General features: G+C 70.9%; 20 protein-coding genes. 10 read left to right on the forward strand and 10 right to left on the reverse strand.

Going from position 1 to position 19,135, the window contains the following annotated elements:
* Positions 1–19: 19 nt before the first annotated feature.
* The 6 genes from BCAV_RS18675 to BCAV_RS18700 form a co-directional block, all read right to left on the reverse strand.
* Entirely contained in the window at positions 20–454 is a 435-nt protein-coding gene (locus BCAV_RS18675; protein WP_015884185.1) for a heat shock protein transcriptional repressor HspR, read from the reverse strand.
* Positions 455–464: 10 nt separating this feature from the next.
* Complete coding sequence (locus BCAV_RS18680; RefSeq protein WP_015884186.1) at positions 465–1,478, reverse strand: DnaJ C-terminal domain-containing protein; 1,014 nt, start codon at positions 1,476–1,478, stop codon at positions 465–467.
* A gap of 70 nt (positions 1,479–1,548) precedes the next feature.
* The gene (locus tag BCAV_RS18685) at positions 1,549–2,169 is read right to left on the reverse strand and encodes a nucleotide exchange factor GrpE (RefSeq protein WP_015884187.1); all 621 of its coding nucleotides are present in this window, start codon (positions 2,167–2,169) and stop codon (positions 1,549–1,551) included.
* On the reverse strand, positions 2,166–4,052 hold the full coding sequence (gene dnaK, locus BCAV_RS18690) for a molecular chaperone DnaK (protein WP_015884188.1): 1,887 nt from the start codon (positions 4,050–4,052) through the stop codon (positions 2,166–2,168). Before dnaK ends, BCAV_RS18685 begins: the two co-directional genes overlap by 4 nt.
* 192 nt (positions 4,053–4,244) lie before the next feature.
* Positions 4,245–5,246 carry a phosphotransferase family protein gene (locus tag BCAV_RS18695; RefSeq protein WP_015884189.1) on the reverse strand — a complete coding sequence of 334 codons (1,002 nt, stop codon included), beginning with the start codon at positions 5,244–5,246 and terminating at the stop codon, positions 4,245–4,247.
* A 190-nt stretch (positions 5,247–5,436) separates the two neighbouring features.
* Positions 5,437–6,210: an IclR family transcriptional regulator gene (locus BCAV_RS18700; RefSeq protein ID WP_015884190.1), complete on the reverse strand. Its 774-nt coding sequence runs from the start codon at positions 6,208–6,210 to the stop codon at positions 5,437–5,439.
* Between the two features lie 133 nt (positions 6,211–6,343).
* Between BCAV_RS18700 and BCAV_RS18705 the strand changes: the two genes are divergently transcribed.
* Genes BCAV_RS18705 through BCAV_RS18740 form a run of 8 tightly spaced genes read left to right on the forward strand, consistent with a single transcriptional unit; the run spans position 6,344 to position 15,465 of the window.
* A complete protein-coding gene (locus BCAV_RS18705) occupies positions 6,344–7,609 on the forward strand; it encodes an ABC transporter substrate-binding protein (RefSeq protein ID WP_015884191.1) in 1,266 nt (421 codons plus the stop codon).
* Positions 7,610–7,640: 31 nt separating this feature from the next.
* Positions 7,641–8,534 (forward strand): carbohydrate ABC transporter permease, encoded by an 894-nt coding sequence (locus tag BCAV_RS18710; protein WP_015884192.1) that lies wholly within the window; start codon positions 7,641–7,643, stop codon positions 8,532–8,534.
* On the forward strand, positions 8,534–9,418 hold the full coding sequence (locus BCAV_RS18715; RefSeq protein ID WP_015884193.1) for a carbohydrate ABC transporter permease: 885 nt from the start codon (positions 8,534–8,536) through the stop codon (positions 9,416–9,418). Before BCAV_RS18710 ends, BCAV_RS18715 begins: the two co-directional genes overlap by 1 nt.
* A 21-nt stretch (positions 9,419–9,439) precedes the next feature.
* The gene (locus BCAV_RS18720) at positions 9,440–11,935 is read left to right on the forward strand and encodes a glycoside hydrolase family 38 N-terminal domain-containing protein (RefSeq protein ID WP_015884194.1); all 2,496 of its coding nucleotides are present in this window, start codon (positions 9,440–9,442) and stop codon (positions 11,933–11,935) included.
* Positions 11,936–11,952: 17 nt separating this feature from the next.
* Positions 11,953–12,618: an RraA family protein gene (locus BCAV_RS18725; RefSeq protein WP_015884195.1), complete on the forward strand. Its 666-nt coding sequence runs from the start codon at positions 11,953–11,955 to the stop codon at positions 12,616–12,618.
* A 13-nt stretch (positions 12,619–12,631) separates the two neighbouring features.
* Positions 12,632–13,579, forward strand: a complete 948-nt coding sequence (locus BCAV_RS18730) for an aldose 1-epimerase family protein (protein WP_043347535.1) — start codon at positions 12,632–12,634, stop codon at positions 13,577–13,579.
* The gene (locus BCAV_RS18735) at positions 13,576–14,349 is read left to right on the forward strand and encodes an SDR family NAD(P)-dependent oxidoreductase (RefSeq protein ID WP_015884197.1); all 774 of its coding nucleotides are present in this window, start codon (positions 13,576–13,578) and stop codon (positions 14,347–14,349) included. Before BCAV_RS18730 ends, BCAV_RS18735 begins: the two co-directional genes overlap by 4 nt.
* A 54-nt stretch (positions 14,350–14,403) precedes the next feature.
* Positions 14,404–15,465, forward strand: coding sequence for a mannonate dehydratase (locus tag BCAV_RS18740; protein WP_015884198.1), 1,062 nt, complete (start codon positions 14,404–14,406; stop codon positions 15,463–15,465).
* Positions 15,466–15,527: 62 nt separating this feature from the next.
* On the opposite strand, the gene BCAV_RS18745 is transcribed toward BCAV_RS18740, so the two are convergent.
* On the reverse strand, positions 15,528–16,103 hold the full coding sequence (locus BCAV_RS18745) for a ribonuclease FAU-1 family protein (protein ID WP_015884199.1): 576 nt from the start codon (positions 16,101–16,103) through the stop codon (positions 15,528–15,530).
* A 45-nt stretch (positions 16,104–16,148) separates the two neighbouring features.
* Positions 16,149–16,631 carry a hypothetical protein gene (locus tag BCAV_RS21835; protein WP_015884200.1) on the reverse strand — a complete coding sequence of 161 codons (483 nt, stop codon included), beginning with the start codon at positions 16,629–16,631 and terminating at the stop codon, positions 16,149–16,151.
* A gap of 69 nt (positions 16,632–16,700) precedes the next feature.
* Here BCAV_RS21835 and BCAV_RS23045 point away from each other — a divergent pair, with 69 nt between their 5' ends.
* Positions 16,701–17,159, forward strand: a complete 459-nt coding sequence (locus BCAV_RS23045; protein WP_187292828.1) for a GNAT family N-acetyltransferase — start codon at positions 16,701–16,703, stop codon at positions 17,157–17,159.
* Here BCAV_RS23045 and BCAV_RS18755 read toward each other — a convergent pair.
* Both BCAV_RS18755 and BCAV_RS18760 read right to left on the reverse strand, forming a co-directional pair.
* On the reverse strand, positions 17,125–17,841 hold the full coding sequence (locus tag BCAV_RS18755; protein WP_015884202.1) for a class I SAM-dependent methyltransferase: 717 nt from the start codon (positions 17,839–17,841) through the stop codon (positions 17,125–17,127). The genes BCAV_RS23045 and BCAV_RS18755 overlap by 35 nt on opposite strands.
* A gap of 46 nt (positions 17,842–17,887) precedes the next feature.
* Positions 17,888–18,499 (reverse strand): dienelactone hydrolase family protein, encoded by a 612-nt coding sequence (locus tag BCAV_RS18760; RefSeq protein ID WP_245528891.1) that lies wholly within the window; start codon positions 18,497–18,499, stop codon positions 17,888–17,890.
* A gap of 38 nt (positions 18,500–18,537) precedes the next feature.
* On the opposite strand from BCAV_RS18760, the gene BCAV_RS18765 reads away from it, so the two are divergent.
* Complete coding sequence (locus BCAV_RS18765; protein ID WP_015884204.1) at positions 18,538–19,128, forward strand: ArsR/SmtB family transcription factor; 591 nt, start codon at positions 18,538–18,540, stop codon at positions 19,126–19,128.
* The last annotated feature ends 7 nt before the right edge of the window (positions 19,129–19,135 follow it).

Consider the following 19,135-nt stretch of genomic DNA (forward strand, 5'->3'; position numbering starts at 1 on the left):
GGCTCGCCCGCGCGTGGCGTCAGTCGCGGCGGCCCCAGATCACGAGGGCGCCCCGGCCGGACGCCTGTGGGGCACTCGCCCCGGCGCGTTCCGGCCGGCGTCCCCGCGGCACGGCCACGACGTCGCCGCTCGCCGACGCCGCGAACACCCGGCTGCCCGGGTCTATCGCGGCGCGCAGCTGCTCGAGCACGGCACGCAGCTGCGCGACGTCGTCCTGCAGCTCCAGGATCCGCTTGATCCCGGCGAGGTTGACGCCCTCGCCGGACAGCCGCTGGACCTCGAGCAGCACGTCGACGTCGCGCATCGAGTACCGCCGCCCGCGGCCGCGCGCGCGACGGGGCGTGACGATCCCGAGGCGGTCGTACTGACGCAGCGTCTGCGGGTGCATGCCGGCGAGGCGCGCCGCCGCCGAGATCGTCAGGGCCGGTGCGTCGTACGCCTGGGGCTGGGCCATGGCCGCCACCTCACCGCGCGGCTTCGGCCGCGAGCGCGGCACGCGGGTCCTCGCCGTTCGTGGCGGCGGCGAACGCCTCGACGGCCGCCTTGGCGTCGTCGGTCAGGCGGGCCGGCACCGCCACCTCGATGGTGACGAGCAGGTCGCCGGTGTGCTTCGCCGTCGAGATCCCCCGGCCCTTCACGCGCAGGGTCCGGCCCGACGGCGTCCCCGCCGGCACCTTGACGCGCACCGTTCCGCCGTCGAACGTCGGGACGTCGATCGCGGCCCCGAGCGCCGCCTCCGCGAACGTGACGGGCACGGTGATGCGGAGGTTGTCGCCGTCGGCGGTGAACACGGGGTGCGGATCGACGCCGACGGTGACGACGAGGTCGCCCGGCGCGCCCCCGCCCACGCCGGGGAGGCCCTTGCCGCGCAGGCGGATCTTCTGGCCGTCGCGCACCCCGGGCGGGATGCGGACGGTCATCGAGCGGCCGTCCACGGTCAGCGTGACGGTCGCGCCCTCGACGGCGTTCCGGAACGGCAGACGGGCCGACGTCGTCAGGTCGGGACCGCGTTCCGGTCCCGCCGTGCGGCCGCCCGGGCCGAAGCCGCCCCCACCGAACATGCCGGAGAGGATGTCCTCGAAGCCCGCCGCGCCGCCCGGCCCGGCCGAGCCGCCGGGTCCCGTGGTCGAGTAGCGGACCCGCGTCCCGCCGGGTGCGGCGCCGCCGAACATGCCGCCGAACAGGTCCTCGAAGTTGGCGCCCGACGCCCCGCCGGAGCCGGCGGTGAACCGAGGCCCACCGCCGGCCATGGCGCGCAGCGAATCGTACTGCTTGCGCTGCTCCGGGTCGGAGAGGACGGCGTACGCCTCCCCGACCTCCTTGAAGCGCTGCTCGGCGACGGCGTCACCCGGGTTCTGGTCCGGGTGCAGCTTGCGCGCGAGCTTCCGGTACGCCTTCTTGACGGCGGCGGCGTCGGCGTCCTTCGACACGCCCAGCACCTGGTAGAAGTCCTTCTCGAGCCAGTCCTGGCCGGTCATGCCTCACCGCCTCCTTCCGGCGTCGTCCTCGTGATGATTCTCGTCGCTTCTCTCGTCGCGCGCCGCCGCGTCACTCGGGGCCGACGACGGCGACCCGGGCCGGGCGCACGATGCGCTCGCCCGCGCGGTACCCGGGCTGGAGCACCCGCTGCACCGTCGTCGTCGTGGCCGCGGGGTCGTCGGCGTGCATGAGCGCCTCGTGCAGCGTCGGGTCGAACTCCTCGCCCTCCGCGCCGAACCGCTCCACCTCGAAGCGCGAGGAGAGGATCTGCTCGAGCTTCTCCGCGATCGCCGCGAACGGCCCCACGAGCTCGCCGTGCGCCCGAGCGAGCTCGATGTCGTCCAGCACCGGGACGAGCGCCTCGGCCACATCCACGCGACCGCGGGTCCGCTCGGCGGCGGACTCGCCCCGGGTGCGCTTCACGAACGCGTTGAAACGCTGATCCGTGTTGTACGTCTCGGCCTTGGCACGGGCGAGCTGGTCCTGCAGGTCGAGGATCTCGGCCCGCGCCGCCTCGAGCTCGCTGTCACCGGCGGCCTGGGTGGCGTCGGTGGCTCCGGCCGGGGCGCCGGCCCCGGACACCTCGTCGGTGCCCGGGGTAGCGCCGGTGGCCCGGAGCTCACCCGTCGTCGGGTCCACCCTCCGCTTGTCGCGGATGATCGGCTCGCCCTCGTACGGGTTCTCGGTCACTTCTTCTCGTCCTCGTCCACGATCTCGGCGTCGATGACGTCGTCATCGGCACCCTCGGGGGTGCCGGCGCCGGCGGCCGCCTCGGCGTCAGCCTCCGCCGCACCCGGGTTGCCCGCCGCCTGCTCCTGCTCGGCGGAGGCGTAGAGGGCCTGGCCGATCTTCTGGCTGGCGGTGGCGAGCGCCTCCTGCTTCGCCTTGACGGCGTCGATGTCGGTGCCCTCGAGCGCCGTCTTGAGCTCGGCGACGGCGGCGCGCACCTCGGAGGCGACGTCCTCGGGGAGCTTCTCGGCGTTCTCGGTGAGGAGCTTCTCCGTGGAGTACACGAGCTGCTCCGCGGTGTTGCGGACCTCGGCCTCCTCGCGGCGCTTGTGGTCCTCGGCGGCGTGCGCCTCGGCCTCCTTGATCATGCGGTCGATCTCGTCCTTCGGCAGGGCCGAGCCGCCGGTGATCGTCATCGACTGCTCCTTGCCCGTGCCGCGGTCCTTCGCGGACACGTGCACGATGCCGTTGGCGTCGATGTCGAAGGTGACCTCGATCTGCGGCATGCCGCGCGGGGCCGGCGCGATGCCGGTCAGCTCGAACGTGCCGAGGGCCTTGTTGTCCGAGGCGAAGTCGCGCTCGCCCTGGAAGACCTGGATGAGCACGCTCGGCTGGTTGTCCTCCGCCGTCGAGAACACCTCGGAGCGCTTCGTCGGGATGGCCGTGTTGCGCTCGATGAGCTTGGTCATGACGCCGCCCTTGGTCTCGATGCCGAGGCTCAGGGGGGTGACGTCGATGAGCAGCACGTCCTTGCGCTCACCCTGGATGACGCCGGCCTGGAGGGCCGCGCCGACGGCGACGACCTCGTCCGGGTTGACGCCCTTGTTCGGCTCCTTGCCGCCCGTGAGCTCCTTGACGACGTCGGTCACCGCGGGCATGCGGGTCGAGCCGCCGACGAGGACCACGTGGTCGATCGCGGAGAGGGAGATCCCGGCGTCCTTGATGACGTTGTGGAACGGCGTCTTGGTGCGCTCGAGGAGGTCCTCGGTCATCTGCTGGAACTGGGCCCGGGTGAGCTTCTCGTCCAGGTGGATGGGGCCGTTCTCGCTCATCGAGAGGTACTGCAGCGAGATCGTGGTGCTGGTGGCCGAGGAGAGCTCCTTCTTGGCGGTCTCGGCGGCCTCGCGCAGGCGCTGGAGCGCGATCTTGTCCTTCGACAGGTCGACGCCGTCCTTGTTCTTCACCTGGCTGACGAGCCAGTCGACGATGCGCTGGTCCCAGTCGTCGCCACCGAGGCGGTTGTCACCGTTGGTGGCGCGGACCTGGATCGTGGAGAAGTCGTCCTCGTCCTTGCCGACCTCGAGGAGGGAGACGTCGAACGTGCCGCCGCCCAGGTCGAAGACGAGGATGAGCTCGTCCTCCTTGCCGCGCTCGAGCCCGTAGGCGAGGGCGGCAGCGGTCGGCTCGTTGACGATGCGCAGGACGTTGAGGCCGGCGATCTGGCCGGCGTCCTTCGTCGCCTGACGCTCGGCGTCGTTGAAGTACGCGGGCACCGTGATGACGGCGTCCGTCACCGGCTCGCCCAGGTAGGACTCGGCGTCCTTCTTGAGCTTGCCGAGCACGCGCGCGGAGATCTCCTGCGCGGTGTAGCTCTTGTCGTCGACGGACACCTTCCAGTCGGTGCCCATGTGGCGCTTGACGGAGGTGATGGTGCGGTCGACGTTGGTGACGGCCTGCCGCTTGGCGACCTCACCGACGAGCACCTCCCCCGACTTGCTGAAGGCCACCACCGAGGGGGTCGTCCGTGAACCCTCGGCGTTGGCGATGACGGTGGGCTCCCCGCCCTCCAGGACGGCGACCACCGAGTTCGTGGTTCCGAGGTCGATCCCGACCGCTCGTGCCATGGTGTCGTGCTCCTTCCGGCTCGTCCCTCGCGGGACCGCAGCCACGTTGAGTCTTCCGTGCTCAAGTCTGGTCCGCTCGTCGCGGGTGTCAAACTCGAGGCACTGATTCTTGAGTCCACCAGGCTCAACTCTTGCGCGGGTCCGGTTGTTCCCGTGAGGCGCGCCACAGTCCGCGGCCCTGCAGCCGTGGACCTACCAGGCAAGTCCATCCAGATGGTTGTGGCCAGAGAGCAGGCGACCGATACGGCGATGCGCGGTCTCACGTACGTCGTGCTGGGGGTGATGTGCGTAGATCGCGAGCTCCACGTACATGTCATGGAAGTTCAGCCGCTCGCGCAGATCCGCACGCTCGAACAGTCCCGGGTACGCATCGCGCAGCAGTCCGGGGACCTCGGTGAGGGTGGTCTCGTCGAGCCCTCGTGCGCCGGGTGTGGGTGGGTACTCTCGCGATCTCGCGCACCAGCGCAGGATGGTGTCGAGCTCGACGTCTGCTGGCTGAGCCAAGGCTTCCGCGAAGTCGATCAGACCTGTGACGCGTCCTTGGTCGACCATCACGTTGGACCCATGCACATCGCCATGGACGAGGACGGGTTCGTCGGCGGCGAACAACGCCTGTCGTTCCTGGACCCACTCAGCCACCTCCGTGAGCAGGCGCTGGTCGTGTCCGGGCAGCAGCCGAGCAGCCTCGACCTGCTGGAGAGCCGCACCCACGACGGGTGGGTGGAACGCGGGCCACGGCTTGCCGGAGAGCGCGTCGGCCAGCCAGGGCGGCAGCAGGTCGTCGGGGACACGAACCTGGTGCAGAGCTCGCAACGCGGCACCAAGGCTCTCGATGAGCGCCTGGCGTGTGGACGAGTCCGCCGTCGGCCAGGTGTCGTGCAGGGTTCCGCCGGGCAGGCGTTCGGAGACGTACCAGGACCCGTCCGGACCGTCGCCGTGAGCGATGTGCCGGGCGTGTGGGACCTCGCTGCCGGCGAGCACGTCGACGACCCTGGCTTCGTGGCGATGCGCGTCGCGGAACACTTCGCGGGTGTTCAGCCGTACGACATAGTCGTCGCCGACCCACGCACGGCTCACCCAACCCGACTTGGAACGAAAACGCCCGGTTGCCGGCAGACCAGCGGCCTCCAGCGTCCTCAGCAGTGCCGGGTCGGTCGCCGGCTCGTCGACGAGCGGCGCTGGTTGGCTGGACACGTACCAAGGCTCGCACGCATCGGTTCGCACACGTCAGCCAGGAATCGCTCCTCGTTCAGGGCACGCTCCGCTTGCTCGAGAGCAGCGTCCAAGCACGAGGATCCGACACGACTAGGAGAGAAGCCGCGCCCCTCGCCGGTAAGTCGAAGCGCTGGTCGCCGCGGCGGCCCACGTTCCGAGTCCCGCCCATTCAGGGCGCCGGCACGACTCGATCGATGGCCGCCGTGATCGCGGAGGCGACGTCCGGGAGCATCTCGCGAGGGAGGCGAGCACTCGGAGCCGAAAGACTGATGGCGTTGTGCGTCCCGTCGACCGGGAGAGAGACGGCCACGGCTCGCATCATGTCCGCGCTCTCCTCGTCGTCTATCCCGTAGCCGCGCTCACGAGTGAGCGCCAGGTCCTCGTGCAGCTCCTCGAGGCTCCGGATGGTCCGCTGCGTGAGGACCGCGAGGTCAGTACCGAGCAGCGACTCGATCTCGGCCGCGTCCATGGTCGCGAGCATGGCCTTGCCCATGGCCGTCGCGTGGGCGGGGAGCCTGCGCCCGACGGCGCTGAACATGCGAAGTGGATGCGTGGACTCCCGCTTCGCGAGGTACACCACCTCGGCACCGTCGAGGCGACCGAGATGGGTGGCCTCCTCGAACTGCCCTGACAACGCCGTCAGGATCGGGTCAGTCAAGCGCACCACCTCGTCGGCGTCGACGAAGCTCGTGCCGGCTCGGAGGGCCCGTAGACCGACGCGATACCGCGTATGGGTGAGTTCGTCCGTCTGGACCCAACCCCGGCGCTCCAGCGTGCCGAGCAGCTTGTGCAGGCTGCTCTTGGGCACGGAGAGTCGCCTGGAGATCTCGGTCATCGTCAGCGGCTCAGGCGACTGCGCCAGTAGCTCGAGAACGTCCAGCGTGCGTTCGGAGGACTTCACTCCGGCAGGCAGCGCCGCCCCAGCCGTCACCTTCTCGCCCATGCCGAGCACCTTAGCACTCGTTCCCGTATGCGAACTGTGTTCCACAGAGTGTTGACGTGGTGCATCGAGAGTGCCTAACGTGGTCTCTGCATGAATCCTGTTTCCATATGGGAACCGAGCAGAGGAGCTCCACGTGCACGTCCGCCGTCAGGCCGCCGTCGTTGCAGGCCTCGTCATCTCCAGCGTCGCTCTCGCAGCGTGCTCCGGCTCCGATCAGGGCGGCGGGGGCACGGTCACCATCACCTACGCGACCCCAGCCGAGGACAACATCCTTGAGATCGGTGAGGAACCCATCATCGAAGCCTTCGAGGCCGCACATCCCGACATCGACGTCGAGATCGAGCAGCTCCCGTTCGCCGACTACAACACGTCACTGACCACAGAGATGCGCGGAGGCGGGGGCCCCGACATCGGCCGCGTCAACCACACGGACATCCAGATGTACTCAGCCGCCGGGTTCCTCCGGCCGCTCGACGATGCGATCGACACCGGCCCGTTCATCCCGGGGCTGGTCGAGGTGGGACAGGTCGGCGGCGAGCAGGTGACGCTCCCGCTGACGACCGATGCCCGCGTGCTCTACGTGAACCTCAGGCTCCTCGAGAGCGCCGGCATCTCGTCACCTCCCGCCACGTGGGACGAGCTGCTCGACGACGTCGCCGCTTTCGCGGGCACCGATGCGTACGGCTATGGGTTCCCCACCGACAACGACTACTCGCTGGCCTACGAGGCGGCGGGGCCGTACATCGCGGCCGCGGGCGGACAGATCCTGAGCCCCGACGGCGATCCGGCCGCGTCGGGCGACGAGGCGACGGAGGCAGCGCTGCAGCTGCTCCAGGACATCGTGGCCACCGGCGCGGTCCCGCCTGGCCTCGACAACCTGTCCGGCGACACCCTGGCTCAGCTCTTCGCACAGGACAAGCTCGCGATGATGCTCGGCGGACCCTGGGTGCGCAGCCAGATCGAGGACTACGGAGACCTGACGTACGGCGCCGACTGGGTGACGGTCCCTGTGCCGGCCCGGGAGGCGGGCGGAAGCTCCGGGTCCGCTGCCGGCGGGTGGCAGATCGGGGTCTTCGAGAACTCAGAGCACCCCGAGGAGGCGCTCGAGCTCCTGGCATGGATCACCGAGGCGGAGAACCTGCAGGCCCTGAACGAAGGTGAGGCCTTCCCGCCCACGAACGACGGCCTCGAGGTGGCCCCGTGGAGCGAGGACGAGTTCTACGACGCGTTCGCCACGGTGCTGCCCAACTCCGCCGTCCCGATCACCCCCGTGCCCAGGGTCGCTGAGATCGCTGCGGCCTTCGAGTCGAACCTCGAGCCGGCGGTCACGAATCCCGCCGCGTCGATCGCCGACGGACTCTCGGCGTTCGACGCCCAGGCCGCGGAGATCCTGCAGTGAGCGGCCACCGTGTCGAGAGTTCGGACGTGTCGTGACCGAGCTCGCCGTCGGTCGGCGGGCGCCCACGGTCCGCCGCCCGACGGCGTGGCCCTATGCCCTTCCGGCATTCGTCGCCCTCGCCGTCCTGCTCCTGTACCCGCTCGGGTACAACGTCTGGCTGAGCCTCCACATCGACCGGCTCAGCCCGGAGGACGGCACGTTCGTCGGGCTCGCCAACTACGCGGAGGTGCTGCGACAGGGTGCGCTGCTCGGAACTCTCGGCCGGACGTTGGTGTTCACGCTCGGGTCCCTCGTGCTCCAGTTCGTGGTGGGACTCGCGGCCGCTCTGGCGCTCGAGCGCTTTCCGCGGGGCAGTCGCGTGCTGCGACCCCTGCTCCTCGCCCCGTGGGTCATCCCGGCCGTCGCGGTCGGTGCCATCTGGCTGTCGATCCTGAACCCCACGAACGGCATGGCGAACGCGTTCCTCGCGACGGTGGGGATCGGACCGGTGGAGTGGCTCTCGGACCCCGTGCTGGCGATGGGTGCGCTCATCGTCGCGAACACGTGGAAGTCCGCGGCGTACTGGATCCTGATGATCTCGGCCGGACTGAAGACAGTCCCGAAGGAGGGCGTCGAGGCCGCCCGGGTCGATGGCGCGAGCTATCCGCGCATCGTCTGGCACGTGCTGCTGCCGGGGATCCGCCCGGTGCTCGTGACGACGGCGCTGCTCGCCTTCATCTGGACGTTCAACTACTTCGACCTCGTCTACCTCCTGACCAACGGAGGCCCTGACAACGCGACGACCACCCTGCCGTTCGCGATCTGGCAGTCCTCCCTCAAGTTCAGCAGGTTCGACCAGGCGGCCACGTACTCGGTCCTGTCGGTCCTGGTGACAGGGATCGCCATCGGCGCATACTTCCGCGTCGCACGTCGGGAGGTCCGCTGATGACCGCCGTCCGCACCGCGACGCCCCCGAGCACGGCTGCCGTGCCCTCCCGCTCTCCTCGCCGGAGGACACGGCGGCGCCCGTGGGGCGCGGGCGCCGTCATCTCCGTGGTGCTCCTCGGTTCTCTGCTGCCGCTCTACTGGATGGTGGCCACAGCACTGAAGCCGACCACGGAGCAGGCGGCGATACCCGCCACGCTCTGGCCCCACGAGATGACGCTCGAGCAGTTCGGTGCCGTCTTCGAGAACGGCACCATTCCTGCCGCTTCCGTGCGGTCACTCGGGATTGCGGTCGCCACCACGATCGCGGTCGTCGTGCTCGGCTCCCTGTCCGCCTACGCGGCGACCCACCTGCGGTTCCGAGCGTCGTCGAGCCTGTTGTCCATGAGCTTCGTGACCCAGCTCCTGCCGCAGGCAGCGACGCTCGTGCCCGTCTTCATCATGTGGCGGCAGCTCGGGCTCATGGACTCCCTGCCCGGCATCACGCTCGTGTACGTCGCCTTCCAGCTCCCGGTCGCCGTCTGGATCATCACGGGGCACTTCGCATCGGTGCCCCGGGAGGTCGTGGAGGCGGCGAGCGTGGACGGAGCGCGGCCCCTCACGACGCTCTTCCGCATCGTCGTCCCGATGGCGGCACCGGGGGTGGCAGCCGTCGCGATCTGGTGCGTCATCGGGGTGTGGAGCGAGCTGTTGTTCGCACTCGTCCTGCTCAGCAGCAACAACCAGACGGTGCCCGTCGCGCTCGCGTCGGTGATCGGCCAGCACACCACCAACTGGGGCTACCTCCTCGCCGCGGCGAGCATCGCCTCCCTCCCACCGCTCCTGCTCTTCTTCCTGCTCCAGAAGTACTTCGCAGACGGCATCTCCGGCGCCGTCAAAGGCTGACAAAGAGAGGCTCCCCGCATCGTGCTCGATATCGACCGCATCAGTGTCATCCCGACGTCCCACCTCGACCTGTTCTGGCTCGGCGACTACCGCAACTGCCTCGCGCGCGGCGACGACCTCATCCGGCGATACCTGGACCGGGCGGAGGAGTCAGGCGACGAGACGTTCGTCGTCGACACAGCGATCTTCGCGGAGCACTTCCTCCGGACCCACCCGCATTACGAACCGCTCGTGCGTCGGCTCCTGGCCGAAGGGCGCCTCGAGATCGGCGGCGCGTACATCGACAGGTGGGAGAACCTCGTTCTCGGCGAGTCCATCATCCGCAACATCCAGATCGGGCGCCGGTGGGCGAAGGAGCGCCTCGGGATCGAGACCCGGCTTGCCGCTCACCCCGACCTACCCGGTCTCAACGCCCAGACGTCGCAGCTGTATGCGCAGGCGGGCGTCGAGTACTACGTCACGTCGCGCAAGGTCTTCCACGAGGGACGGATCTGGCGTCACGTCGCACCCGACGGCACCGCGCTGCACATGCTGACGTGGCCGGTGCACTACGTCTTCGTCCCCTTCCTCCCCGACTCGCTCGAGCCGACGGCGGAGGGACTCTTCACAGGCGGAGCCACCCTCTCTCACGAGGACCTCCGCGGACGGTACCCGCACGGCACGGTTGCCATGTCCGGTTCAGCGGGCGACCTCACGGGGCCAGAGGACTTCATCACGCGGTACGGGAAGGACCAGCGCGCCTACATCGAGCAGTACCGGGGAGGGCTCCCGGAGGTGACGATCGACTACGCCGTCCCGGCAACGGTCATGCAGCCGTACCTTGACGACCCGGTGCCCCTCCTGGAGCACACGGGCAGCTTCCCCAGCGTGTGGGGCGTCGCACCCGACGAGGAGATGCGGTTCTTCCACCGTGTCCGTGCTCTCGAACGGGACCTGCTCGACGCGGAGACGGCCGCCGTGCTCGCGGCAGCCGCTGGCCGAACGCCGCTCCCGGAGAGCGCGAGCCGGTGGCGTGGCCTCTACGGCGAGGACGCCTTCTTCGCGACGGATGACCTCGCCCCGAGCGGGCGCGAGTTCGAGTGGCTCTGGCGGATGCACGTCTTCACCCAGGACCACAACGGGGGAGGCGAGGACGGCGCGCTCTCCGTCTTCCAGAAGAAGGTGCGCCACGATCGGGCCCGTGTCTACGCCCGCGAGGTGCTCGCGCACGCGGCCTCGTCCGGCGGCGCGGACCGACCGCTCGTGCTCACGACCCGGTTCGGGGGCGCCGAGCTGCTCGTCGCCGAGCCCGAGCTGACGATGCCGCTGCGTACCGCCGTGGACGCGCTCCCGGCTGACCACTGGCAGGAGGTTGCCTCGGCGAACGGGGATGCGCGCCTCGCCCTCCTGGCCGACGTCCCGGCCGACATCGGCCTGCACGAGCTCGTCACGCGGGCTGCGGCGGACCGGCTGGACGTCCGCGAGGACGACGACGCCGTGGTCGTCGCGACCGCCCACACTCTCGTGCACATCGACCGGGCCACCGGAGCGACCACCATCTCCGACCCTGCGACGGGCACCGAGACGACCGTCGCAGAGCTCCCGTACGCGGTCCGCGAGCTCGGGAACGACGTCACGCTCGCCACCGACGAGTCCGAGCGCACGCGCGCGACGCTCGACTCCGTGCGCATGCTCTCCTCCGGACCGCTGTGCGCGCAGGTCCTCCTCGGGTGGGACCTGTTGGGGGTGAGGTGGCGTCAGGTCGTGACGACCTGGGCGCACAACGGCACGGTCGACGTGGACATCGACGTCGAGTGGCCGGCGCTCGAGGACTGGCAGGTCAGGCTTCCGATGCTCGGCGGCAGCCCACGCTCCGCCGTGCGCTACGGGACGCCGTTCCACGGTTCCGACTGGGACGCTGTTCCGGACGGGTCACGCCCCTTCCAGCGCGACGAGATCTCGCCCGAGGACCGCGCGTCCTACCGCGAGGTCCAGCACTGGGTGGCAGGAACCTTGCGTCCCGCCTCCGGACCGCTCACCGTCGCCGTGCTGACGGAGCACCCGGCGTTCCGCAGCCACGACGGCGAGACGTCCGCCGTCCTGCTGCGGACGCCGGCGTCGTGCGGCGACCGCCGCCTGCACTGGACGAATCCCGGTCGCACCACGTGGCAGTTCCAGTTCCAGCTCGTCCCGGGAGACGACCCCCTGGTGCCGGCGCGCCTGGCCGACGAGCGATGGCGCGCACCGCGCGTCGTCCTCGGCGCGGCCCAGCCGATCAGCGTCCTGGGCAACGCCGGCGACGACGTCCGGGTGTCGGCCCTGTTCCTGGACGAGGAAGGGGCGGCCTGCGTGCGGCTGGTCAACCAGAGCGAGACGGACGCCGCCGTCGTCCTCACCGGGACGCTCGCACGCGACGACGTCGCCCTCGTCGACCTGCAGGGCGTGGTCGTGGGCAACGCCCCGTCGGCCGGCGGCCGTGTGAACCTCACCCTGCCGCCGTGGCGGGTCCAGACCGTCCGCCTCGCCCGACCCGCCTGATCTCGAAGGGACCCGACATGACCGACCCCCGACCGGACGTCGACCTGACAGCAGTCCGCACCCACCTCACGTCCGCGTTGCTGTCCGACGCCCTCGACGCGCAGGGGCTACGCCATCAGTGCCTGGGCACCGGCCTCGCGCTGCTCGACCCGACCCGCGTGCTCGCCGGGTACGCGTTCCCGGTCACGATCCAGCGCGTCTACGACGTGCCGGCCGAGCCGTTCCGCGGCCTCGTCGCAGCCCTGGACGCGATCGGGAGGGACGAGGTCTTCGTGACCGCCACACATCGGGCCGCGGACATCGCGGTCTGGGGTGAGCTGCTGTCGACCGTCTGCCTCGCCCGCGGCGCTGCCGGCGCCATCACGGACGGGCTGGTGCGCGACACCCGGGCGGTCCGCGAGCTCGGGTTCCCCGTGGTCTCCGCGGGGACGATCCCGTACGACAGCATGGGACGGCACGAGATCGTCGCGCACGGCGTGCCGTGCGTCGTGGACGGCGTGCGCATCGAGCGCGGCGACCTCATCGTCGCCGACTCCGACGGCGTCGTCGTCGTCCCGCAGGCCGTCGCAGCTGGGACGGTCCGAGCCGCTCTCGACAAGCGGCGAGGCGAGAACGCGTTCCGTCGGGCCGTCGCCGAGGGCATGTCGGCCACCGAGGCGTTCGCCACGTTCGGTGTGCTGTGACGGCACGGATCTCGTGAGCATCGACGAGCTGCTCCGGTTCACGGCGCACGACGACCAGCTGGCCGATGTCGCCACCTTCCGTCGCGACGACGGGACCGGCTCGGGCAGCCGTGTGATGCACGTCGCGCCGGCGGGCGGCATCCATGCTCGCCTGCTGCTCGACCGCGGCATGGACCTCGGCCGGGCGTGGTTCGCAGGTCAACCCATCTCCTGGACCGCAGCGCCAGGTCCCCGTTCCCGGGGCTACGCGGACGACGATCAGGGCTGGCACCTCGGGTGGGAGGGCGGTCTCGTCACGACGTGCGGGCTGCAGAACGTGGGCAGCCCGGCCGACGGCCACGGTCAGCACGGGCGCTTCACGGAGAACCCCGCGGAGCGGGTCACGGTCTCGGGAGGTGCCGGCGACGGCCGCCTCGTCGTCACGGGTGTCGTCCACGAGAACAACGGCATCGGACGCCTGCTGCGAGTCGACAGGACGTGGACGTTCCACCTGGGGTCAGGTCTCGTGGAGCTCGAGGATGTCACGCGCAACGAATCGCCCCGAGCGGTCCAGGCGCCTGTGCTGTACCACGTCAACGTCGGGTACCCCTTCCTCGGACCCGCCTCCGAGGTGGCCACACGTGGGGACGGCGACGCCGTCGTGTCGACGATGGGCGAGCCGGAGGACGCGGCCGACGACGTGGTCGAGCTCGACGTGGACGCCGACGACGAGGGGTGGGCCGCGGCGACTGTGACGTCTCCCCGGCTGGGGATGTCCGCGACGATCCGTTGGCTGTCGGCGACGCTCCCGCGCGTGCACCGGTGGCGACGGCGCGCGCCAGGGGCGTACGTCATGGCGATCGAGCCGGCGAACTGCGGCGTGGGCGGGGCGGCGCACGACCGCGCGCAGGGCTGCGCCCCGATCCTCGAACCCGGGACGGATCGCACCACCCGACTCTCGATCCAGCTGGAGCAGACATGACGGACCACACCGAGCTCGCCGGCCGCCGCGTCCTGGTGACCGGTGCCACCCACGGCATCGGCAGGAGCATCGCGCGAGCCTTCGCCGCCGCGGGTGCCACCGTCGTGCTGCACGGGCGCGACGCCGACGCCGGGAACCGGCTCGCTCTCGAGCTCTCCGGCAGCTTCGTCGCTGCCGACCTCGAAGACCCTGGCGCGCCCGCCCGCATCGTCGATGCGGCGACCGAAGGCGGCCAGCTCGACGTTGTCGTGAACAACGCGGGTTTCGAGGTCGAGGCCGCCGTCGACGCGCTCGTGCCCGAGATCCTGACGCGACTGCTTCGCGTCAACGTCCAGGCGCCTGTCGAGATCATCAGGCTCGCGCTCCCGCACCTCGAGCGGTCGGACGGCGCGGCGATCGTCAACGTGACCTCGATCCACGAGTCCGTGCCGGTCGAGGCCAACGGCGGCTATGCCGCCGCGAAGGCCGCGCTCGCCGCGTTCACCCGTACCGCAGCGATCGAGCTCGGCCCCCGCGGGGTCCGCATCAACAACCTCGCCCCGGGCGCTGTCCGCACCTCGATGAACGACCACCTCATCCACCAGGTGGGCGAGGAGCGGTTCGCTCGCTGGATCCCGCTGGGACGCGTGGGTGACGTTGACGACGTCGCCCAGGCCGCACTGTTCCTCGCCGGCCCGGCCAGCCGGTACGTCACCGGCACGACCCTGACCGTCGATGGCGGCTACTCCCAGCACCTCGTGCGATACGCACCCGATCCCGGTACCGCGTGACGCCGGCCCGCCACGACCCTCCCCGTTCGCCAACCGTTCGATCTGAGAGAGCCCATGTTCCAGCTGAGTGAGTTCCTGTCCCCGCGGCCCGAACCGTGGTGGCCGCTCCTGCGCCAGGTCGGCGTCGAGCACGTCGTGGCCGTGATGCGCGGCGCCGAACAGGAACAGCGGATGTATGCGGCGGTCGGCGGCGCAGCCGGTACGACCTCCTGGGCCGTCGGTGAGGAACCGTGGACCGAGGCGTCGCTCCGAGCGGACATGGAGCTGTTCGCGACCCATGGCTTCACCGTGGCCGCGATCGAGGACACGGCACCGATGGACGCCGTCCGCCTGGGACTGCCCGGCAGGGACGAGCAGATCGAGCACATTCTCACCCAGGTCCGCGCCATGGGTCGCCTGGGGATCCCGGTGCTCTGCTACAACTGGATGGCCTTCTCCAGCTGGGCTCGGACCCGGAGCGCCGTCCCCACACGGGGCGGAGCCCTCGTGACCGGCTTTCGACTCAGCGACACGGCGGACCTTCCGCCGCTCACTGATCCCGCCGGGGTGACGCCCGACGTGCTCTGGGACGCGCTCGCCTACTTCCTGGACGCCGTGCTCCCCGACGCCGAAGAGGCAGGCGTGCGCCTGGCGCTCCATCCCGACGACCCGCCGCTCCCGGCGTTGCGGGGGGTACCCCGAATCATCAGCTCGCTCGACGCCTACCGAAGGCTCCTGCGGACGAGCTCCTCCCCGAGCAACGCCATCACGTTCTGCCAGGGCAACTTCGCGCTCATGACCGACGACGTCCCAGCCGCCATCCGCGAGCTCGGCGGAAGCGACGCGATCGCGTTCGTGCACTTCCGCGACCTACGCGGACGGGCTGACGACTTCGTCGAGGCGTTCCACGACGACGGGCAGACCGATATGGGCGCGTGCCTCCGCGCGTACCGGGACGTCGGGTTCTCGGGCCCCCTGCGGCCGGACCACGTGCCGACGCTCGAGGGCGAGTCGAACGACCGTCCCGGCTACGGCGTCCTGGGCCGTCTCTTCGCCACCGGATACATCCGGGGGCTCCAGCACGCGATCTACGGTCGTCCGGGTGCGAGCCCGCTGGCCGGGACCTCAACTGGTTGAGGCCGGCGCCCAGCAACGCAGCCCAGCGACCAGTGGCCTCACGCCATCGGATGCGTGCCCGGTCAGGTCCCCTCGTCACCGGGCTCCGGCCACGACACCGGCGGGCCGAACCGCCCCGGAATGCTGGCCAGCGGTGCGATCGCCGCAGGCGGGAAGTCGGTCGGCTCCGCCTGCGGAAACCGGGCGGCGTGCACGTACCGGTCGAGGAACCACTGCCACCGGCGCAACGCGTCGAGTAGCTGCTCGGTGCTGATCCACCCCGCGTCGTGGGCGTCGGCGATCTCGTCCAGGTCGAGGGTCCGAGGCTGCCTGCCGGGCGTGAGCATCATGTCGATGAACAAGTCGCGGACGACGATCGTGCCCGGGTCAGCGTGCTCGACGCTGACGAGATCGACATACCACGCGCCCTCCGCCTCGGCGGGGAGCTCGAACACCGTGCCGTCGGGTCGCCGGAAGCCCGACCAGCAGGGCAACCCGAACGAGACCCCCACGTCCAGCAGCAGGAACTTGCGCTCGACGCGGTCCCTGCCCGGCCACGTCGTGTAGCTCGGCGGCGCCGATCTCGTAGGAGACGACGTCGCCGAGTCGGCGTCCCGGAAGTGGCCCGAAGGTTGCGGGATCAGATGGGTCGTGCCCACCCAGGTGGACAGCCACGTCGTGGATCTCCGGGGCGCTCATCACGCTCACGCCTGACGACCGCCCTCGCCCTCGCCCTCGGCGTCGGCGTGGCGCTTGCCCTCCTCCGCGGACGCGTTCGCCTCGTCGACGATCCGCTCGACCGTCTCGTCGGTGAGCTCGACGGTCCGCCGCTTCATCGCCTTCACATCCTCGCCGTCGGCCCGGGCCCACTCCGCGGACAGCCGGTCCTCGAGCTCGCTGGTGAGCCGTTCGATCCGCGCGCTGCTCGCCTCCCGCTCGGCGTCCACGGCCCGCCGCACGGCCTTCGCGGCCGTGTCGACGATCCGTCGTTCCAGGAGCACGACGATCCCGACGAGCAGCAGCGTCGTGCCGACTCCCGCGAGCACGCTCGCGACGTACCCCCGGCGATCACCCGGCGCGATGAGCCCGAACCCCACCGAGATCCCCGCGAGACCGAGCACGATGCACCCGATGATCCAGCCCCAGCGGATGCGCAGCCGCGGCTCCGACGGCGTGGACTCGGTCACGCGATCATCGTAGGAGGGCTGCCCGAACTCCCGTGCGCCGCCGACGAGCGCCGAGGCAGTCTTCCGGGTGTGGAGGATCGAGACGCGGAGCGGCCGCGCTATGCCGAGGCCGGTCGATCGGTGCTCACGCCGCGCCTGCGGCTCGAGCCGGTCGGCCCGGCGAACGCCGCCGACCTGTGGCTCGTCCACGACGAGGTCTCGCGGTGGTACGGCACCGACCGGCCGAGCCGCGAGGACGTCGAGCAGTGGGCGGCGTCCTGGGGCGAGGCGTGGCGCGTCCACGGCGTCCACAAGTGGATCGCCTACGACCGGGTGACGGGCGACGTCGTCGGCCGCGGAGGTCTGTCTCGCACGCCTCTCGACGACGACTGGGGCCAGCTCTACGCGTTCCTCCCGGCGGAGCCGTGGGTGCGCGCCGCTCACGAGAGTCGGCACCTCGGCACCGTGCACGCGAGCTGGCTCGAGATCGGGAGGCTGAGGTACAGCGCACCCGTCAGTGCGGCTCGTTCGCGAAGAGCGCGGCGTTGAGGAAGTCGGCGCCGAAGGTGCCGTCCACGTCGTCCCGCACGGCGCGGACCTCGAGCGGGTGCAGCGCTCCGCCGAAGATGGCGGCGAGGTCCCCCTCGGAGAACGACATGCCGCCGCCGGTGTCGCCGCTGACGACGATCTCGGCGTCGGCCGCGCTGGGCTGCCGCTCCTGCGCGAACGCGACGATCCCGTACCGCCCTCCGGCGGCGACGAGCGGCATCACCCGGTCCAGATAGGTGATCCGGCGGTGCGGCGCCAGGTGGTGGAAGCAGCCGGAGTCGTAGACCAGGTCGAAGACGCCGTCCGGCAGCTCGTCGCGCAGGACGTCGGCAGGGATCAGGGTGACGCCGTCGGGCATGCGGGGCCGGACGGCGTCGAGCAGGCCGGCGGCGATGTCGATGCCGGTCACGTGCGCACCCTGGCCCGCCAGCCAGGCCGCGTTCCGCCCGTTGCCGCACCCGACGTCGAGGACCCGCGCGCCGTCGAGCTCGCCGAGCAGGCCGCGAGCGAGCCAGTCGACGAGGGGCTCGTCCGGGAGCGTGGTGGCGAGAGGGTGCCCGGGCTGCGTCAGCATCCGCTCCCAGAACGGCGCGGCGTCCCGCGAGGTGCGGTCGCCGCGCTCGTGGGCGGCGACCACGCCGTCGAGCAGGTCGAGGAGCTGGTCGACGGTGCTCAGACGCATGGGGCGACCCTCCCACAGCCGTGAGCGCCGGCGGCACCTGCTGCGGCTAGGAGATGCGCGTCAGGAACGCCCGCGTCCGCTCGATCGCGAGAGCCGCTGCCTCCGGGTCGTACGACGCGAGCGAGGAGTCGGCGAACAGGTGCTGGTCGCCGGGGTAGACGTACAGCTCGGCGAGCTCCGGCCCGATGGTCGCGACGATCTCGCGGGCGGCATCGATGTCGCCCTCGTGCGCGAAGAACTCGTCGTCCTCCTTGCCGTGGATCTGCACCGGGACGCCGTCGGGCCACGGACCGAACGCCCAGTCGCCGGTGAGCGGGAGGCACGAGTCGAAGAACACGCCCCCGCGGGCGCCGTCGCGCGTCTGCGTGAAGCGCTGCGCGTACTGGACACCCCAGGAGAACCCGATGTACGCCAGATCGGCGGGAAGCGGATCGATCACGGCGGCGACGGCGCGCGCCGTCTCGTCCTCGTCGAGGGACTGCTGAAACGCGATCCCGTCGGGGATCGTCTCGAACGTGCGGCCGCCGAACAGGTCGGGCAGGTGCACGGTGTGCCCGTCGTCCTCGAGGAGTGCTGCCAGGCGACGCAGCCCCTCGGTCAGCCCTTGCACGTGGTGGAACAGCACGATCTCGGCCATCTCGAGGCCCCTTCCTGTCATGATGAGCGAACGTCCCACAACCGTAGAACGGTCCGCATATGTCGATCAATACCGGGATCCCGGACTACGAGCTCGACGACCTCCTCGTGGTCACCGCCCCTCAGGCGCTCAAGGCCATGGCCGACCCCCTGCGCGGCAGGCTCCTGGAGCTGGTCCTCGAACGTGCCGCGACGGTGACCGAGATGGCTGCCGCCGTCGGCCGCCCGAAGAGCACCGTCGCGCACCACGTCGCGCGGCTCGTCGACGCCGGCCTGCTCCGCGTCGTCCGCACGCGTCGGGTCCGCGCGATCGACGAGCGGTTCTACGGCCGGGCCGCGCGGACGTACTACGTCGGGGCGCTCTCGTCCGACACCGACAAGGCCACCGTCGCGACCATGAACGGGCTCGCCGAGGCCGCCCGCGAGGCCGCTCCCGCCCATGCCGCCGACGACCTGCGGTGCCTGTTGGTCCACGCTCGGATCCCGGTCGAGGAGGTCCGGACGTTCTGGGCCGAGGTCCAGGAGGTGGCCCGCCGATTCAGCCAGATCCCACGGTCCGGCGACCAGGTCTACGGCTTCGTCGCCGGCCTCTACCCCACCGACGTGCCGACGCTGCCGCCCGCCGGCGTCGGGGAGTCGCGCGCCCGCTGATCGAGCG

The sequence above is a fragment of the Beutenbergia cavernae DSM 12333 genome (assembly GCF_000023105.1).
Lineage (GTDB): Bacteria > Actinomycetota > Actinomycetes > Actinomycetales > Beutenbergiaceae > Beutenbergia > Beutenbergia cavernae.